The sequence below is a fragment of the Thermococcus eurythermalis genome (assembly GCF_000769655.1).
GTDB lineage: Archaea > Methanobacteriota_B > Thermococci > Thermococcales > Thermococcaceae > Thermococcus > Thermococcus eurythermalis.
In genome coordinates this window covers 382,764-395,670 of record NZ_CP008887.1, presented here as the reverse complement: position 1 = coordinate 395,670, position 12,907 = coordinate 382,764, and the positions used below count along the sequence as shown (strand labels likewise).

The 12,907-nt window shown below is 54.7% G+C and carries 17 protein-coding genes; 10 read left to right on the top strand and 7 right to left on the bottom strand.

Annotated features, from left to right (window positions below):
- Positions 1 to 32: 32 nt before the first annotated feature.
- The 3 genes from TEU_RS02190 to TEU_RS02180 are packed head-to-tail and all read left to right on the top strand — an operon-like array spanning position 33 to position 2,338.
- Positions 33 to 566, top strand: coding sequence for a flavin reductase family protein (locus TEU_RS02190; RefSeq protein WP_050002229.1), 534 nt, complete (start codon positions 33 to 35; stop codon positions 564 to 566).
- 51 nt (positions 567 to 617) lie between these two features.
- Entirely contained in the window at positions 618 to 1,595 is a 978-nt protein-coding gene (locus TEU_RS02185; protein ID WP_050002228.1) for a bifunctional N(6)-L-threonylcarbamoyladenine synthase/serine/threonine protein kinase, read from the top strand.
- A complete protein-coding gene (locus TEU_RS02180; protein WP_050002227.1) occupies positions 1,586 to 2,338 on the top strand; it encodes a DUF835 domain-containing protein in 753 nt (250 codons plus the stop codon). Before TEU_RS02185 ends, TEU_RS02180 begins: the two co-directional genes overlap by 10 nt.
- Here TEU_RS02180 and TEU_RS02175 read toward each other — a convergent pair.
- Genes TEU_RS02175 through TEU_RS02155 form a run of 5 tightly spaced genes read right to left on the bottom strand, consistent with a single transcriptional unit; the run spans position 2,335 to position 6,834 of the window.
- Positions 2,335 to 3,171, bottom strand: coding sequence for an NAD(+) kinase (locus tag TEU_RS02175; RefSeq protein WP_050002226.1), 837 nt, complete (start codon positions 3,169 to 3,171; stop codon positions 2,335 to 2,337). The two genes, TEU_RS02180 and TEU_RS02175, sit on opposite strands and share 4 nt — an antisense overlap.
- A gap of 30 nt (positions 3,172 to 3,201) precedes the next feature.
- Positions 3,202 to 4,212: a lysylphosphatidylglycerol synthase transmembrane domain-containing protein gene (locus TEU_RS02170; RefSeq protein WP_050002225.1), complete on the bottom strand. Its 1,011-nt coding sequence runs from the start codon at positions 4,210 to 4,212 to the stop codon at positions 3,202 to 3,204.
- Positions 4,213 to 4,215: 3 nt separating this feature from the next.
- On the bottom strand, positions 4,216 to 5,367 hold the full coding sequence (locus TEU_RS02165; protein WP_050002224.1) for an RsmB/NOP family class I SAM-dependent RNA methyltransferase: 1,152 nt from the start codon (positions 5,365 to 5,367) through the stop codon (positions 4,216 to 4,218).
- 9 nt (positions 5,368 to 5,376) lie between these two features.
- A complete protein-coding gene (locus tag TEU_RS02160; RefSeq protein WP_050002223.1) occupies positions 5,377 to 5,892 on the bottom strand; it encodes a DUF3201 domain-containing protein in 516 nt (171 codons plus the stop codon).
- A 42-nt stretch (positions 5,893 to 5,934) separates the two neighbouring features.
- Positions 5,935 to 6,834 carry an LEA type 2 family protein gene (locus tag TEU_RS02155; RefSeq protein ID WP_050002222.1) on the bottom strand — a complete coding sequence of 300 codons (900 nt, stop codon included), beginning with the start codon at positions 6,832 to 6,834 and terminating at the stop codon, positions 5,935 to 5,937.
- Positions 6,835 to 6,906: 72 nt separating this feature from the next.
- Here TEU_RS02155 and TEU_RS02150 point away from each other — a divergent pair, with 72 nt between their 5' ends.
- From TEU_RS02150 to TEU_RS02140, 3 genes are read left to right on the top strand one after another with little or no spacing between them, the layout of a single operon-like run.
- Positions 6,907 to 7,419, top strand: a complete 513-nt coding sequence (locus TEU_RS02150) for a CDP-2,3-bis-(O-geranylgeranyl)-sn-glycerol synthase (RefSeq protein WP_050002221.1) — start codon at positions 6,907 to 6,909, stop codon at positions 7,417 to 7,419.
- A 56-nt stretch (positions 7,420 to 7,475) separates the two neighbouring features.
- The gene (locus TEU_RS02145) at positions 7,476 to 7,742 is read left to right on the top strand and encodes a ubiquitin-like small modifier protein 1 (protein WP_050002220.1); all 267 of its coding nucleotides are present in this window, start codon (positions 7,476 to 7,478) and stop codon (positions 7,740 to 7,742) included.
- Position 7,743: 1 nt separating this feature from the next.
- Positions 7,744 to 8,442 (top strand): ThiF family adenylyltransferase, encoded by a 699-nt coding sequence (locus tag TEU_RS02140; protein WP_050002219.1) that lies wholly within the window; start codon positions 7,744 to 7,746, stop codon positions 8,440 to 8,442.
- Here TEU_RS02140 and TEU_RS02135 read toward each other — a convergent pair.
- The gene (locus tag TEU_RS02135; RefSeq protein ID WP_050002218.1) at positions 8,435 to 9,244 is read right to left on the bottom strand and encodes a hypothetical protein; all 810 of its coding nucleotides are present in this window, start codon (positions 9,242 to 9,244) and stop codon (positions 8,435 to 8,437) included. The two genes, TEU_RS02140 and TEU_RS02135, sit on opposite strands and share 8 nt — an antisense overlap.
- A 70-nt stretch (positions 9,245 to 9,314) precedes the next feature.
- On the opposite strand from TEU_RS02135, the gene TEU_RS02130 reads away from it, so the two are divergent.
- Positions 9,315 to 9,740 carry a molybdenum cofactor biosynthesis protein MoaE gene (locus tag TEU_RS02130; RefSeq protein ID WP_050002217.1) on the top strand — a complete coding sequence of 142 codons (426 nt, stop codon included), beginning with the start codon at positions 9,315 to 9,317 and terminating at the stop codon, positions 9,738 to 9,740.
- A 98-nt stretch (positions 9,741 to 9,838) separates the two neighbouring features.
- Complete coding sequence (locus TEU_RS02125) at positions 9,839 to 10,765, top strand: SPASM domain-containing protein (protein ID WP_050002216.1); 927 nt, start codon at positions 9,839 to 9,841, stop codon at positions 10,763 to 10,765.
- Here TEU_RS02125 and TEU_RS02120 read toward each other — a convergent pair.
- On the bottom strand, positions 10,762 to 11,682 hold the full coding sequence (locus tag TEU_RS02120) for an Lrp/AsnC family transcriptional regulator (protein WP_050002215.1): 921 nt from the start codon (positions 11,680 to 11,682) through the stop codon (positions 10,762 to 10,764). The genes TEU_RS02125 and TEU_RS02120 overlap by 4 nt on opposite strands.
- Before the next feature lie 81 nt (positions 11,683 to 11,763).
- Here TEU_RS02120 and TEU_RS02115 point away from each other — a divergent pair, with 81 nt between their 5' ends.
- Both TEU_RS02115 and TEU_RS02110 read left to right on the top strand, forming a co-directional pair.
- On the top strand, positions 11,764 to 12,252 hold the full coding sequence (locus TEU_RS02115) for an adenosine-specific kinase (RefSeq protein WP_050002214.1): 489 nt from the start codon (positions 11,764 to 11,766) through the stop codon (positions 12,250 to 12,252).
- A 47-nt stretch (positions 12,253 to 12,299) separates the two neighbouring features.
- Positions 12,300 to 12,854 (top strand): XTP/dITP diphosphatase, encoded by a 555-nt coding sequence (locus TEU_RS02110; protein WP_050002213.1) that lies wholly within the window; start codon positions 12,300 to 12,302, stop codon positions 12,852 to 12,854.
- Positions 12,855 to 12,907 lie beyond the last annotated feature (53 nt).

Below are 12,907 nucleotides of genomic sequence, written 5' to 3'. Positions count from 1 at the left end.
ATTTGGCGTCGGGTTCATATGTGGTGGTTATCATGAATCCGTACAGGCTCCTCTACCCGATGAGGACTTATCTCGTCGTGGTTGGGAGGGGTGAGGAAGCGAACGTTATGGCGGCTGACTGGGTCACGATACTCTCTGCGAAGCCGTTGATGGTCGGCGTTGCCATAGCGCCCCGGAGGTACACCTGGAAGCTCGTCAAGAAGTACCGGGAGTTCGTGATAAGCGTTCCCAGCCTTGACATGCTCGATGACGTCTGGATAGCGGGCACGAAGCACGGCCCGGAGAAGCTTAAGGAGATGAACGTGACCCTTGTTCCGTCCAAGGCCATTGAAACGCCGAGCATAAAGGAGGCCCTCGCGAACCTGGAGTGCAGGGTTGTTGACGAGAGGGACTACGGCGACCACACGTGGTTCGTTGGCGAGGTTGTCGGGAGCTCCTACCAGGAGCACGCGTTTAAGGACGGCAAGCCTGATCTTGAGGCAGGCTTCCTTGCCCACGCCGCCTGGACTGATTTTGTAACGTTTGAGAAGAGGATTTACCGTCCTGGAAGAGACTCCAAGCCGTAGCGGTTGTGCCTCCCAATAACTTTTTTATACCGCTTTCCTCTATTCTGCACCATGATTGCACTCGGCATAGAGGGCACCGCCCACACGCTCGGCATAGGCATTGTCACTGAGAAGGAAGTTCTGGCCAACGTATTTGATACCCTCACGACCGAGAAGGGCGGAATCCACCCGAAGGAGGCCGCTGAGCACCACGCCAGGCTTTTGAAGCCCCTCCTCATGAAGGCCCTCAAGACTGCTGGAATAACGATGGAGGACGTTGACGTTATCGCCTTCTCCCAGGGGCCCGGCCTCGGGCCTGCTCTCCGCGTTGTTGCAACAGCCGCCAGGGCCCTGGCGATAAAGTACAACAAGCCGATTGTTGGTGTGAACCACTGCATAGCCCACGTCGAGATAACCAAGATGTTCGGCGTTAAAGACCCCGTTGGCCTCTACGTGAGCGGCGGAAACACGCAGGTTTTAGCCTTAGAAGGCGGCCGCTACCGCGTCTTCGGCGAGACCCTCGACATTGGGATAGGCAACGCGATAGACACCTTCGCGCGTGAACTCGGCATCGGCTTCCCCGGTGGCCCTAAGATTGAGAAGCTTGCTCTCAAGGGCAGGCGCTACGTAGAGCTCCCCTATGCTGTAAAGGGAATGGATTTGAGCTTTTCGGGGATTCTGACCGAGGCAGTTAGGAAGTACCGCACCGGGAAGTACCGCGTCGAGGATTTGGCCTACTCCTTCCAGGAGACTGCCTTTGCGGCGCTCGTTGAGGTCACCGAGAGGGCCGTTGCGCACACCGGAAAAGATGAAGTCGTCCTCGTTGGCGGCGTCGCGGCGAACAACAGGCTGAGGGAGATGCTCAAAATCATGGCCCAGGACAGGGGGGTTAAGTTCTTCGTCCCGCCCTACGACCTGTGCAGGGACAACGGCGCGATGATAGCGTACACCGGGCTGAGGATGTTTAAGGCTGGAATCAGGTTCTCCCTTGGAGAGACCGTCGTGAAGCAGAAGTTTAGAACCGATGAGGTGGAAGTTATATGGAGCTGATAGTTCCCTTCTACGTTCTGGTAATTGATATAATTCTGTTCCTGGCTATCGGATACGTGCTTGCCTTCATGGTGAAGCGTTTGGGTAAATATAGGTCTGAGATTGACACACTTGTGAGGTACTCGGTTATTTTCCTCGGGATAGCTGAGCTCGGCCGCGTTGCTGATTTGATTGATGACTTCTGCTGTGTGGAGCCTGCTTGGTATTTTGAGCTGTTTGCGTACTCAATTTCGATAGTTGGGGTAATCTACGCGATAGTCCATTACATCAAACTCGTGGAGAGCAGCTATATCCCCCGTCCCCCTTCCCTCTACAAAAAATCCTCCTTTGGGGCCCACGTGGTCTTTTCCAAGACCCGCTTTCTTGACGTTATGGAGCTCCTAAAGGGTGCCGACTTCCCAGTCTTGGCCGTTACACGGTCGCCTAACATGTACAAAGGCTTTGAGAACGTTTCGACGGTGTGGGTGACTCAGATCTCGGAGGGCATCAACCCGACGGCACTCCACGTACTTCAGGACGTTATCATCCGCTTTGTCAGGGACAATCCCAGTTCCGTTGTTTTGATTGACTGTGTAGAGTATCTACTCCTCTACAACGACTTCAAGGCGGTCTTTAAGTTCCTGACAAACCTCAAGGACTACGTGGTCTTTCAGCATGGGGCTGGTCTAATAATCTTTGTTGATGACTCTGTGCTGAGTGAACAGGAAAAGGCTCTCTTTCTCAAGGAGTTTGAGCCCCTTTAAAACCTCTTTTTGAGCCTCATCGTGTATTTGGGATATATCTCTTCAGTGAAGCGCACGAACCTGGCCCTCCTGGGGGAGAGCTTTATCGTTATCTCGGTCTCGGGGGGCAGGTAGGTGTAGAACTGGCCGTCTATGGCGAGCAGGATTTCCCTCGTTATCGTCATGTTTCTGATGTCTATCCTGCTCTCCGCCGGGATTACCATCGGCCTTGAGCTGAGCGCCAGGGGTGCGAGAGGGGCTATGACCGTGACGCTGAGCCTGGGGTCAATAAACGGCCCGCCGGCGCTCATGGCGTAGCCCGTGGACCCGGTTGGCGTCGAGACTATGAGCCCGTCCGCGCGGATTTCGTCCGCAAGCCCGCCGTCGATGTAGTACTTGAGGTGGATTATCTTTCCGGGGATTCCGGTTAGAATAGCCGCCTCGTTGAGGGCGTCCGGCACGCTGGCCTCCCCGTCAATATAAGTCCTCAGCTTTATGCGCTCGTCTATGAAGTAGTCCCCCTCTAGGAGCTTGCTGAGGGCGAAGAACGTCTCGTGGGGCTCGACTTCCGTGAGAAACCCGAGTGTCCCCATGTTAATCCCGAGGATTGGGATTTCCTTCTTGGTCTTGTGCTCCACCCTCAAGATGGTCCCGTCGCCGCCTATGGCTATTATGAAGTCCACGTCGAAGTCCTCCAGGGGGAGAATGTCCGACTCGTCGAACTCCCTCAGGTATCTGTATGTGTCCTCATCAACCACCACATCGTAGCCGCTGACCTTGAGGAAGTCGTAGACTCTATAAGCCAGCTTCAAAGCCTCTGCCTTATCCCGGCGGGCAACAACTCCGAACTTCATGTCAATCCCTCTTGTTTATGCCCGTTTTAATTAAACTTTTCTCTTTATCTTTGTCCCGAGGTGGGCAGTCGCCAGAGCCCCCACTGCGGTTGGAACCCAGTAGTAAATCAGCCTGTCCAGAAGCGTCGCCGTGACGGCGACTTCCTTGCTTATCCCTAGAAGAATATAGACCGCGGAGTTTACGCTCTCTATGATTCCGGCTCCCCCCGGAATCACGCTCACCATGCCTATGACCATTCCCACCATCTGGACTACCATGACGTCAACCAGTGAGACAGGGTAGTTGATTGCCCTGAAAACGTAGTACGTCCTGAGGACGACCGTGAGCCAGGAGGCGGTTGAGTAAGCCAGGGCAAGCAGGAAGGCCCCCTTGTGCCTCATCAAAAAGCGGAAGTCGCTCTGAAACCTCGGGACGTCTTCTTCAACGGTCTTCTTAAACCTGTCCCGGTAGTCTTCCGCCTTCTGGGGGGCGAGCCTCTCAAAGAGCCTGAAAAACCAGTAGAGGGCACCCTTTGTCTTCTTTTCGCTCAGCAGGATTCCAAGGGTGAAGAGTATAAGGCCCGCAAAGGCAATGTCGAGGAGGACGAGTATAATGGTGAGCGAGATGGAGCCGAGCCTGTAGACGTAGGCGGTTGAAAGGGCCAGCATCACCACAACGGGAATAATGTCGAGGATTCTGTCCATCATAACAGTCGCGAAGACCTGGCCGTAGGGCTTCTGGATTTCTTTCGCGAGGAAATAAGTCCTGACGGGCTCGCCACCGCCCCTCGCCCCAGGGGTGACGTTGTTGACGAATATACCGGAAAGCAGGGCGAGGAGCACTTTCCTGAAGCCCGTCCTCACACCGATGGCGTCGAGGAGAACCTTCCAGCGCAGGCCCCACGTGAGGAGCCCGATGATGTACATAAGAACTGCCAGGAGGAAGTAGTCCGGCTTAACCCGGCCCAGGAGCTCAATGACGTCCCGTATTCCTGCCCACCACAGCAGGAGGCCAATGATGAGGACTCCAAAGCCCATGAGTCCGGCTTTCTTCCAGTCCATCCGTCACACCTTCCTGAGCCTTGCAATGAAGAAGCCCTGCGTCAGGTGTCTGTTTGGGTAAAAGCGCTGGACTTCCTCCATTTCAATTCCCTCAGAGCCTATGAAGACCGCCTGCTCCTCAAGCTTGAGTCCCTTCTCCAGCATGAACTTCACGTTGGCCTCGTTCTCCTCGTAGCTCAGCGTGCAGGTGGAGTATACGAGGACTCCCCCTCTGCGGAGAGACTTTATTGCAGCCCAGATAAAGGCCCTCTGGTAACGGGCCGTCGCCTCGATGTCCTTCGGCGTCCTGCTCTCCCAGAGCTTTGGCCTTATGCCGAGGGCGGTGCACGGGGCGTCGAGGAGTATCTTATCTGCCTGGAGACCGAGCTCCGGTAACTTCCTCGCGTCCATTCGGATAAGCTTGACGTTCTTCACACCGAGCCTGTTGAGCTCCTCCTCCATTTTCTTCAGCCGGTTCCTCGACTTGTCTATGGCGATTATCTCCCCCCTGTTCTGGAGGAGCTGGGCGATGTGGCTCGTCTTTCCGCCGGGGGCGGCGGCCATGTCTATTATCAGCTCCTCCTCGCTCGGCTCAAGGACGTGGGCCACCACCATAGAGGGAAGGCTCTGGGCGTAGAAGAGGCCCTCCTTGAAGGACTCCAGCTCGTTCAGGCTCGGGAGCTTGAACTTGGGCAGGGTGACCTCGACTGCCAGGCCCCTCGTCGAGACGACCATCTCCTTTGCGCTCATTCTGGCTATTCCAATCCCGACGAGCAGGCCCCTTGGGTCGCGTATCTCGACCTCGTCGCCGGGCTTTATGTTCCTGTCCGCCTGCAGGACTCCGGGGGCGTAGAGGTGTGCCCCCTGGTAGACGCTCTCGCTCGCGAACTTGTTTGCCTTCACCACCGGCAGGCCCGGTTTGTAGTCGTCGGGGAAGTTCGGGCCCTCCCTCTCGAAGTAGATGCCCTCCTTTAGGTAGGGGCTCCTCTTCGGCTTCAGGCCCTCGCGCCTGAGGATTCTCATCAGCTTTTCCCTGCTCGTCTTGAGGGTGTTGACGCGGATATAATACTTCTCGACGGGAGTCCTGAGCGACGCCATTATCTCCTCTGCCTCGCTCCCGAAGAGCTTCCGGTAGTACTCCCTGAGCTCCGCTGGAAACGCTTCCTCCGGGCTCATCGCGACACCTCACAGGTCAAAGATTTCAAAGCGCTTTCCGGCTTCAATGAGCTTCAAAAGCCCTTTCTTCAGCTCTCCGGCGCTCTCAAAGTTCGCCTCAAACTGGAAGACCTTCTCACGGCTCTCCTCGATTCTTCTAAGGATTTCCTCAGGCGACGCCTCCCCTCTTCTCCAGTTGTGGACGTCGCTCAGGAAGTCCTCGCTCCCGTAGATGAAGCTCCTCGGGAAGAGCTCAAGGAACGCCTCCAGGAAGCCCTCGTTTATTCTCTCCTTTGGAACTGCAACCACGAAGTAGTAGCTCTCCGGCGTCGCCCCGACTTCGATTTGCGGCTTCACCTCAAAAGCCGGGTGGGGGTAGTCCATTCTAACCCACTCGCCGTCGAGGAATATGTACGCTCCAAAGACCTCCTCCACGTCCTCCACTTTGAACCCTTCTTTTGGGAGCTCGACCTTGAGCTCCTCGTTGAGCGTGAAGATGTCGTTCCAGATTCTGTTGAGGAACTCGTGGATTTCCTTAACGTTCATTTCTCTCACCATAGTGAAAAAAGAGGGGCTTGATTTAAAAGCTCACCCCCGCACGAGCCCTGCCAGTGCCCCGTTGATGTCCTCTATTATGTGGGTCTCGAGGTACCTTTTCTCGGTTTTGAGGGGTATCTTGAGGTTTTTACCCAGCAGGCTCACTGAGACCCCCATCTGGACTTCTATGGTGCTCCTTTCGCCGTTCTTCACGTGAAGAGCCCAGGCCCTGGCCAGTGCGCTCTTATCGAGCTCTATTGTCGTCCTGACGGTCGCGTAGTCCTTGGCCGGAATTGTAGTGGGCTTAAGGAGGTACCCGGTTCCAATCTTTACATCATTCGCGTACACATCAAACGTCAGGTTTGAGAGCGGGATTGGGAACGAGTTGGGGTTGTAGAGCCTCATGTCGGCGATTAACGTTCCCTTACCGTCCTTCTCTTCCACCCTGGTGACTTTGGTCTCGAGGAGTGCGGGCGTGTACGCGAGGCCCCCGAGCACAGGCTTGCTCTCGGAGGTGAAGTTGAAGGTCTTGAAGACGTCCATACCGACGTTTCGGGTCACGCTGAACCTCAAGGGGATTACTTTCAGGGCCGTCCCCTTGAAGGAAACTTCAAAAGTTCCGCTCTGTCCGTTCTCAAGGTACTTGAAAAGCGCGCTGATCAGGTTCTGGTTGTCTATGCTGAGGGCGATGAGTGCGTTCTCTCCAGAGAGCTCAACCCGTTCCGTCCTGGCGATGGGTATTCCCATAAAGCCCATTGTGGTGTTCTCCAGTGAAACCGGCAGGAGAAGGGGCCGGTTCCATTCACCCTCGATTATCAGCTCCGTGTTTGTCTCGGTCACTGTGCCCCAGCGGGCGCTGAGCTTTGGTGGCGAGCTGAGGAGTGTGTACGAGACATAAGCCCCCCATAGGAGCAACGCGAGGAGCACTATTGCAACGAGCTTCTTTATCATACCTGTCACCCTGTCTCGGATTCCAGCCCCAACCCTTATAAAAGGTTCCCAGTTTATTCCTCTGGTGGTGAAATGGGGCTGGAATCCGTGTTCTGGGCGTTCTGGTACATCCTTCCCGCCTACTTTGCCAACGCCTCCCCGGTTCTCGTGGGGGGAGGGCCGCCCATAGACGGCGGGCGAAAGTGGAGGGACGGACGGAGGATTCTTGGAGATGGAAAGACCTGGCGGGGCTTCATCGGTGGAGTTGCCATTGGGACCCTCGTTGGTGTAGTCCAGTACTTCATAACCCCTGGGTTCTACGGAGACCTTCCGACGGCGGTAAAGCTCGCGTTCCTGCTTTCATTCGGTGCGCTCTTTGGTGACCTCGTTGGGAGCTTCATCAAGAGGCGCGCAAACCTCCCGCGCGGTGCTCCGGCCATAGGCCTCGACCAGCTCGGTTTCCTGATAAGCGCCCTTGCCTTCGCCTATCCTGTTAAGACTCTCTCCAGCGGGCAGATTATCTTCCTCCTCGTATTTTCGCCCTTCATCCACTGGGGCGCCAACTACTTTGCCTACAAAATGGGCTGGAAGAGCGTCCCTTGGTGACAAAGCCGTCCAGCAACCCTTTTTAACTCTCCTCCCAACTTCTTCCGGTGGTGTGGATGAGGGTCAAGGTGAGGTATTTTGCCCGCTACCGCTCCCTCGTTGGTAAGAGTGAGGAGGAGCTTGAGGTTCCCGATGGAATAACGATAAGAGAGCTGATAGAAATCCTCAAGGAGAGGCACCCGGTTCTGAAGAACGAGGTTTTTGCCGAGGACGACGACTTAGCTGACGTCAACGTCTCCCTGAACGGCCGCTATGCCCGCTTTGATGAGGTTCTCCGGGACGGTGATGCCGTGGCGCTCTTCCCGCCGGTGAGTGGTGGTTGATATGCTGAGCGAGAGGGAGCTGGAGAGGTACGACAGACAGATAATGATTTTTGGAACGGAGGGACAGGAGAAGCTCAAACGGGCGAAGGTCGCGGTGGTTGGCGTCGGCGGTCTCGGAAGCCCTGTGGCCTACTACCTGGCCGCCGCGGGGGTGGGAACACTCCTCCTGATAGACGAGCAGGAGCCCGAGCTCAGCAACCTCAACAGGCAGATACTCCACTGGGAAGAGGACGTGGCGAGGAACCCGAAGCCCCTCTCCGCGAAGTGGAAGCTGGAGCGTTTCAACTCCGATATAAAAATCGAGACATTCGTGGGGAGGCTGAGTGAGGATAACGTTGACGAAGTCCTTGAGGGGGTCGATGTAATCGTTGACTGCCTCGACAACTTTGAGACCCGCTTCCTGCTCGATGAGTACTCCCAGAGAAAGGGCATTCCCCTCGTCCACGGTGCCGTCGAGGGGACTTTTGGCCAGGTGACGACAATAGTCCCCGGAAAAACAAAGAGCCTGCGCGAGATTTTCCCCAGTGTGAAAGAAAAAAGCGGGAAGTTCCCGATAATCGGGGCCACCGCCGGCGTCATTGGTTCAATACAGGCGATGGAGGTCATAAAGCTCCTGACCGGGGTCGGTGAGCCCCTTCTCAACAGGCTCCTGCTGGTTGACCTGGCCTACAACAACTTTGACGTCGTTGAGCTCAGGTAGACGGGGCTTCAACTTCTTCTTTTTTGTTGATGGAAGTTATTTTTATTGTCCCCTTCCAGTAGCCCCTCTCGGTGACTTCTATTATTTCCCCGCTTATGTCTTCTGCCGTAGTGGTGGCGATGATTCCGTAGGTCAGTTTCATTCCAGTGAACCCTTCATCGGTGAAGTACAGCTCGGCGGTCGCGTCGGTCACGGTGGTGTTCATGTCGGGGGTTGCGAAATAAAACTCTGCCATCGGGAGTATCAGTTCCTCTGGAACAGAATATACGAGGACAAGTGTTCCGTTTTCTGTGTAGTTGCCGACCGGCTGGAGTTTGAGTAGTTCCCTTGCAACCGAAACCGGGTTGATGCGCCAGAACGAAGTATCGTTTTTGGCAATCCTCTCACCAATATCCTTGATGTAGACTTTTCCGTCGACAACAACCAGGCTCATATTGAACGTCACGTTGTCTGGCAGTGTGGTCGTCGTTGTCATAATCTTGGCCTTCTTCTCTTCAAAGTCCACGTACCCCATCTCCTCTATTATCATGGTGAAGTTTGCTTCCTGTGTGAAGTTTCCGGACTTCATCTCCATGTCCAGCTCAACACTGGCATCCTCGGCGTAGGAGTACTGCTTTATTTCTTCCAAGGCCTTCACAGGGTCAATCGGGGTGTTCTCCTTTTCGGAGCCGGTTTTGATGGGGCTCTGTGGGCTTGTTGTCTCCCCGTCTGCCTTTGAAGTCTGGGGCTGGGAAGTGTCCCCTCCAATGCACCCCGCCGAGACTACAATAAGCACGAGTATCAGCACCGTAAGCTTCCTCATGCTTTCACCGGCATCTGCTCTGGAACTAAAACTTTAAACCTTCCGGGCTTATCTTCCCAGGGGATTAGGCATGAAAGTCAAGCTGACAAAGGAGCCCTTCAGCGTTGATGAAGCGATAAGCCTTCTCCGTATCCCTGAGAGCGGGGCGTACGTGGTCTTTCTAGGTCAGGTCAGGAACGAGAGCCACGGCAGGAGGGTTGAGAAGCTCATTTACGAGGCCTATCCTGAGATGGCCGAGGCCGAGATGGAGAGGATAAGAAAGGAGGCCCTTGAGAAGTTTCCGATTCTGGACATGCTCATATGGCACCGCTACGGCGAGCTCCCGGTTGGGGAAGACACAATACTCATAGTGGCCAGTGCAAAGCACAGGAAGGAGGCCTTTGAGGCCTGCTCCTGGGCGCTGGACGAGGTCAAAAAGAGGGTTCCGGTGTGGAAGAAGGAAGTGACAGATGAGGGCACGTTCTGGATTGAGGGAGACAGGCAGGTTCCAGTCTGACTTTCTCCACTTTTTGCATACTATTCTCAATAGTCAGCAAAATCCGAATAGAAAAAGTATATATATCCGTCCTTCGTACCTGCTCCCGGTGAGCGGTGATGGAGAAGGCCGTTTGTGCTGGTTCGGCTGGCGAGGTTTTTCAGTCCCAGTCTGTGGTGAGCGTCGCGAAGCCTCCTTGGTCGAATAAAACCAGCAACGGAAAGCTTGAGAGGCTCATACTCCAGCTCGGCGCGGGTAAGGGAAAGTTCTCCGAGGTTGAGGGCATCCCCCGTTCAATCGGCTGCATTGGCAACAACAGGTTCATTCTCCGCAGGGAGCCGCTGAGCATTGAGAGAATGAAAGAGATACTCCTTGAGTTCCGGAAGTTGGGCGGAAAAGAAGTGTGGCTTACCAACTACGACAACGTTGAGACGCTCCTTGCCCTCTCGGTGTTCGCGAGCGAGCTTGAGTTCCCTGAGGTCTACGCGGTTGTCCTCTTTGATGACCTCGACAAGGTTACCCCGGTTGAGGGCGTCAACTTCATCGCGGAGCTCAGCTACCCAGAGCACACCCTCGATGAGCTCTCGGCTTACCCCTGGCTCCACGGCGCCCTCATAATGGTGGCCCCTGAAGACTTCCGCACCGGGCTGCTCTCAGGCAGTTTCAGAGGCGAAGTCTACGTTGACGTCCTCTTCCCGGGTTCGGCCAGGAGGCTCAACTTCAACGTCATTGAGCTCCGCAGGATATACAACCCCAGTGCGGAGAAGTACCACGACTGCCTCTCCGGAACCGTCGCGGTCACCGCTGACGGCTACGTTCTGCCCTGCCCGCTCCTGAGGAACTACGTCGCAGGCGACCTTACCAGAATGACACTCAAGGAGACTTTGAGGAAAAAGAGGCTTAGGTCGTTCTGGAGAATGACGAAGGACAACATACCCACCTGCGCCACATGTCCGTTCAAATACATCTGCCACGACTGCAGGGCCCTTGAGTATCAGGCGACGGGCGAGATAGACGGCATGGAGTACTGCCTGATATCCCTCTAAAACTCTAGGATCGAGCGGTAGCCGCTTCCGTCTTCTTTTACCATTCTCTGGAACGCTGTCTTTTTGTTGCCGTCATTAAGCTCTTTGAAGCTCGGTTCAAAGTACTCTATCAGGAGCTTTTCTACGTAGGCGCTGAACTCCAGAACCTTTCCCCCCATGTCCTCCTTCGATGAGAAGAACCATTCAAGGAGGTAGCCCCTGCCCGGGAGGTATCCTGCCATGATTTCGTACTCTTTGAACCTGTTCAGGACGTCTTCTTTTATTTCGCTTGATATTCCAATAACGCCCCTGTCGTGGACGTTCATATCCACCATGGGGGAGAACCCGGTGAGGATTTTCTTCTCCCTGAGCCTGTTTATCATGTACCTTATCGTTGGTCTCGTCTTGTCGAGCCGCTCTGCTATTCGCTTTATCGGCGTCCGTGCGTCCCATTTCAAGATGTCCATCAGGACCGCGTAGTCGTGGCCCAGCTCCCAGTCTCCCCACTCTCTGGGCTTTTCGGGGGGTGGATACGCCCAGACCTCGTAGTATTCAAAGTCATCGGAATATTTGGCGAGCATCTCGTCTATATCATTCACCTGGTCTTTCGGGACGTAGAAGATGATTGACAGGCCGTTCTTGAACCCGAACGCCGGGTTAACGTAGCCGATGAAGGGGTTTTTTGTCATCCTAACGGCGACTTCCATAAGCCTTTCGGCCGGGACGCTGAGAAATCCGACAAAGCTCTTCAGTCCGATACGCCGTATGTTGTATGTGGCACTGATGACAAGGTATTTACCGTAATAGCGGTCGTAAATTCTCTTCAGTCTGTAATAGTCTATCCCCTCGGTCGAGGCTATTTTTCTGAGGCTTTCGAGGGGGTACTTACTCAGAAGCTCCGCGAGGAATTCGATTTCATCTTGTTTAACCTCGCCCATTCGCGGCACCACCGCAGTTGAAAAATTACCCCTCGGAAAAAGTTATATCCCCTCGGTTATTAAATTCTTCCGGTGGTGGCCATGGTGAAGATTGAAGTCGTTGACATTGAAAAGCCCGAGGGCGTGGAGGTCATAATCGGACAGGGTAACTTCTCGATATTCACGGTTGACGACCTTGCGAGGGCCCTTCTCACGGCTGTTCCAGGGATAAAGTTCGGCATAGCAATGAACGAAGCCAAGCCCCAGCTCACGCGCTACACCGGAAACGACAAGGAGCTTGAAGAGCTCGCCGCAAAGAACGCCGTGAAAATCGGCGCGGGCCATGTCTTCGTCATCCTGATGAAGAACGCCTTCCCGATAAACGTCCTGAACACCGTCAAGAACCACCCAGCTGTGGTCATGGTCTACGGCGCCAGCGAGAACCCGTTCCAGGTCATCGTCGCCGAGACCGACCTTGGACGGAGCGTCCTTGGAGTTGTTGACGGCAAGGCGGCCAACAAAATAGAGACCGAGGAGCAGAGGAAGGAGCGCAGGGAGCTCGTGGAGAAGATAGGCTACAAGATCGACTGAAGCCATACTTTTTTAGGACTTTCCTTATACCTTTCTACGGTGGTTCGATGAGGGTTGCTTTTATAACTTCAAATCCTGGTAAGGTGGAGGAGGCCAGGAGGTACCTTGCCAGCGTTGGGTTGGAAGTCTACCAGCTGAAGGTTGAGTATCCAGAGATACAGGCGGATTCCCTCGAGGAGGTGGCGGACTACGGGGTAAAATGGCTGGCGGAGAGAGTTGAGGGTCCTTTCTTCATAGATGATTCGGGCCTGTTTATTTCGGCCCTTAACGGTTTTCCGGGGGTTTATTCTGCCTACGTCTACAAAACTCTTGGAATAAACGGTATCCTGAAGCTTATGGGGGGCATTGAGGACAGGAGGGCCTATTTCAAGAGCATCGTGGCGTACTGGGACGGTGAGCTTCACATTTTTGAGGGCAGGGTGGATGGTGTTATAACCGAGGAGCCGAGGGGAACCGGTGGATTCGGGTTCGATCCCATATTCAGACCTTCAGGTTTCGACCGAACTTTTGCCGAAATGACAACGGACGAAAAGAACAGGATATCTCACAGGGGCAGGGCGTTGCACGCTTTTGCAACTTGGTTAAAGGAAAACCTTAAATAATGAAATCATTCCAATTATCACGGTGTGAATTGTAATAATGACAAAAGGGGATC

Excerpts from the sequence above, each read along its gene's own strand:
- TEU_RS02110 (WP_050002213.1), top strand. The coding sequence starts at position 12,300 with ATGAGGGTTGCTTTTATAACTTCAAATCCTGGTAAGGTGGAGGAGGCC.
- TEU_RS02185 (WP_050002228.1), top strand. The coding sequence starts at position 618 with ATGATTGCACTCGGCATAGAGGGCACCGCCCACACGCTCGGCATAGGC.
- TEU_RS02165 (WP_050002224.1), bottom strand. The coding sequence starts at position 5,367 with ATGAGCCCGGAGGAAGCGTTTCCAGCGGAGCTCAGGGAGTACTACCGG.
- TEU_RS02180 (WP_050002227.1), top strand. The coding sequence starts at position 1,586 with ATGGAGCTGATAGTTCCCTTCTACGTTCTGGTAATTGATATAATTCTG.
- TEU_RS02190 (WP_050002229.1), top strand. The coding sequence starts at position 33 with ATGAATCCGTACAGGCTCCTCTACCCGATGAGGACTTATCTCGTCGTG.
- TEU_RS02150 (WP_050002221.1), top strand. The coding sequence starts at position 6,907 with ATGGGGCTGGAATCCGTGTTCTGGGCGTTCTGGTACATCCTTCCCGCC.
- TEU_RS02125 (WP_050002216.1), top strand. The coding sequence starts at position 9,839 with ATGGAGAAGGCCGTTTGTGCTGGTTCGGCTGGCGAGGTTTTTCAGTCC.
- TEU_RS02170 (WP_050002225.1), bottom strand. The coding sequence starts at position 4,212 with ATGGACTGGAAGAAAGCCGGACTCATGGGCTTTGGAGTCCTCATCATT.
- TEU_RS02145 (WP_050002220.1), top strand. The coding sequence starts at position 7,476 with ATGAGGGTCAAGGTGAGGTATTTTGCCCGCTACCGCTCCCTCGTTGGT.
- TEU_RS02140 (WP_050002219.1), top strand. The coding sequence starts at position 7,744 with ATGCTGAGCGAGAGGGAGCTGGAGAGGTACGACAGACAGATAATGATT.
- TEU_RS02135 (WP_050002218.1), bottom strand. The coding sequence starts at position 9,244 with ATGAGGAAGCTTACGGTGCTGATACTCGTGCTTATTGTAGTCTCGGCG.
- TEU_RS02120 (WP_050002215.1), bottom strand. The coding sequence starts at position 11,682 with ATGGGCGAGGTTAAACAAGATGAAATCGAATTCCTCGCGGAGCTTCTG.
- TEU_RS02175 (WP_050002226.1), bottom strand. The coding sequence starts at position 3,171 with ATGAAGTTCGGAGTTGTTGCCCGCCGGGATAAGGCAGAGGCTTTGAAG.
- TEU_RS02130 (WP_050002217.1), top strand. The coding sequence starts at position 9,315 with ATGAAAGTCAAGCTGACAAAGGAGCCCTTCAGCGTTGATGAAGCGATA.
- TEU_RS02115 (WP_050002214.1), top strand. The coding sequence starts at position 11,764 with ATGGTGAAGATTGAAGTCGTTGACATTGAAAAGCCCGAGGGCGTGGAG.
- TEU_RS02155 (WP_050002222.1), bottom strand. The coding sequence starts at position 6,834 with ATGATAAAGAAGCTCGTTGCAATAGTGCTCCTCGCGTTGCTCCTATGG.
- TEU_RS02160 (WP_050002223.1), bottom strand. The coding sequence starts at position 5,892 with ATGAACGTTAAGGAAATCCACGAGTTCCTCAACAGAATCTGGAACGAC.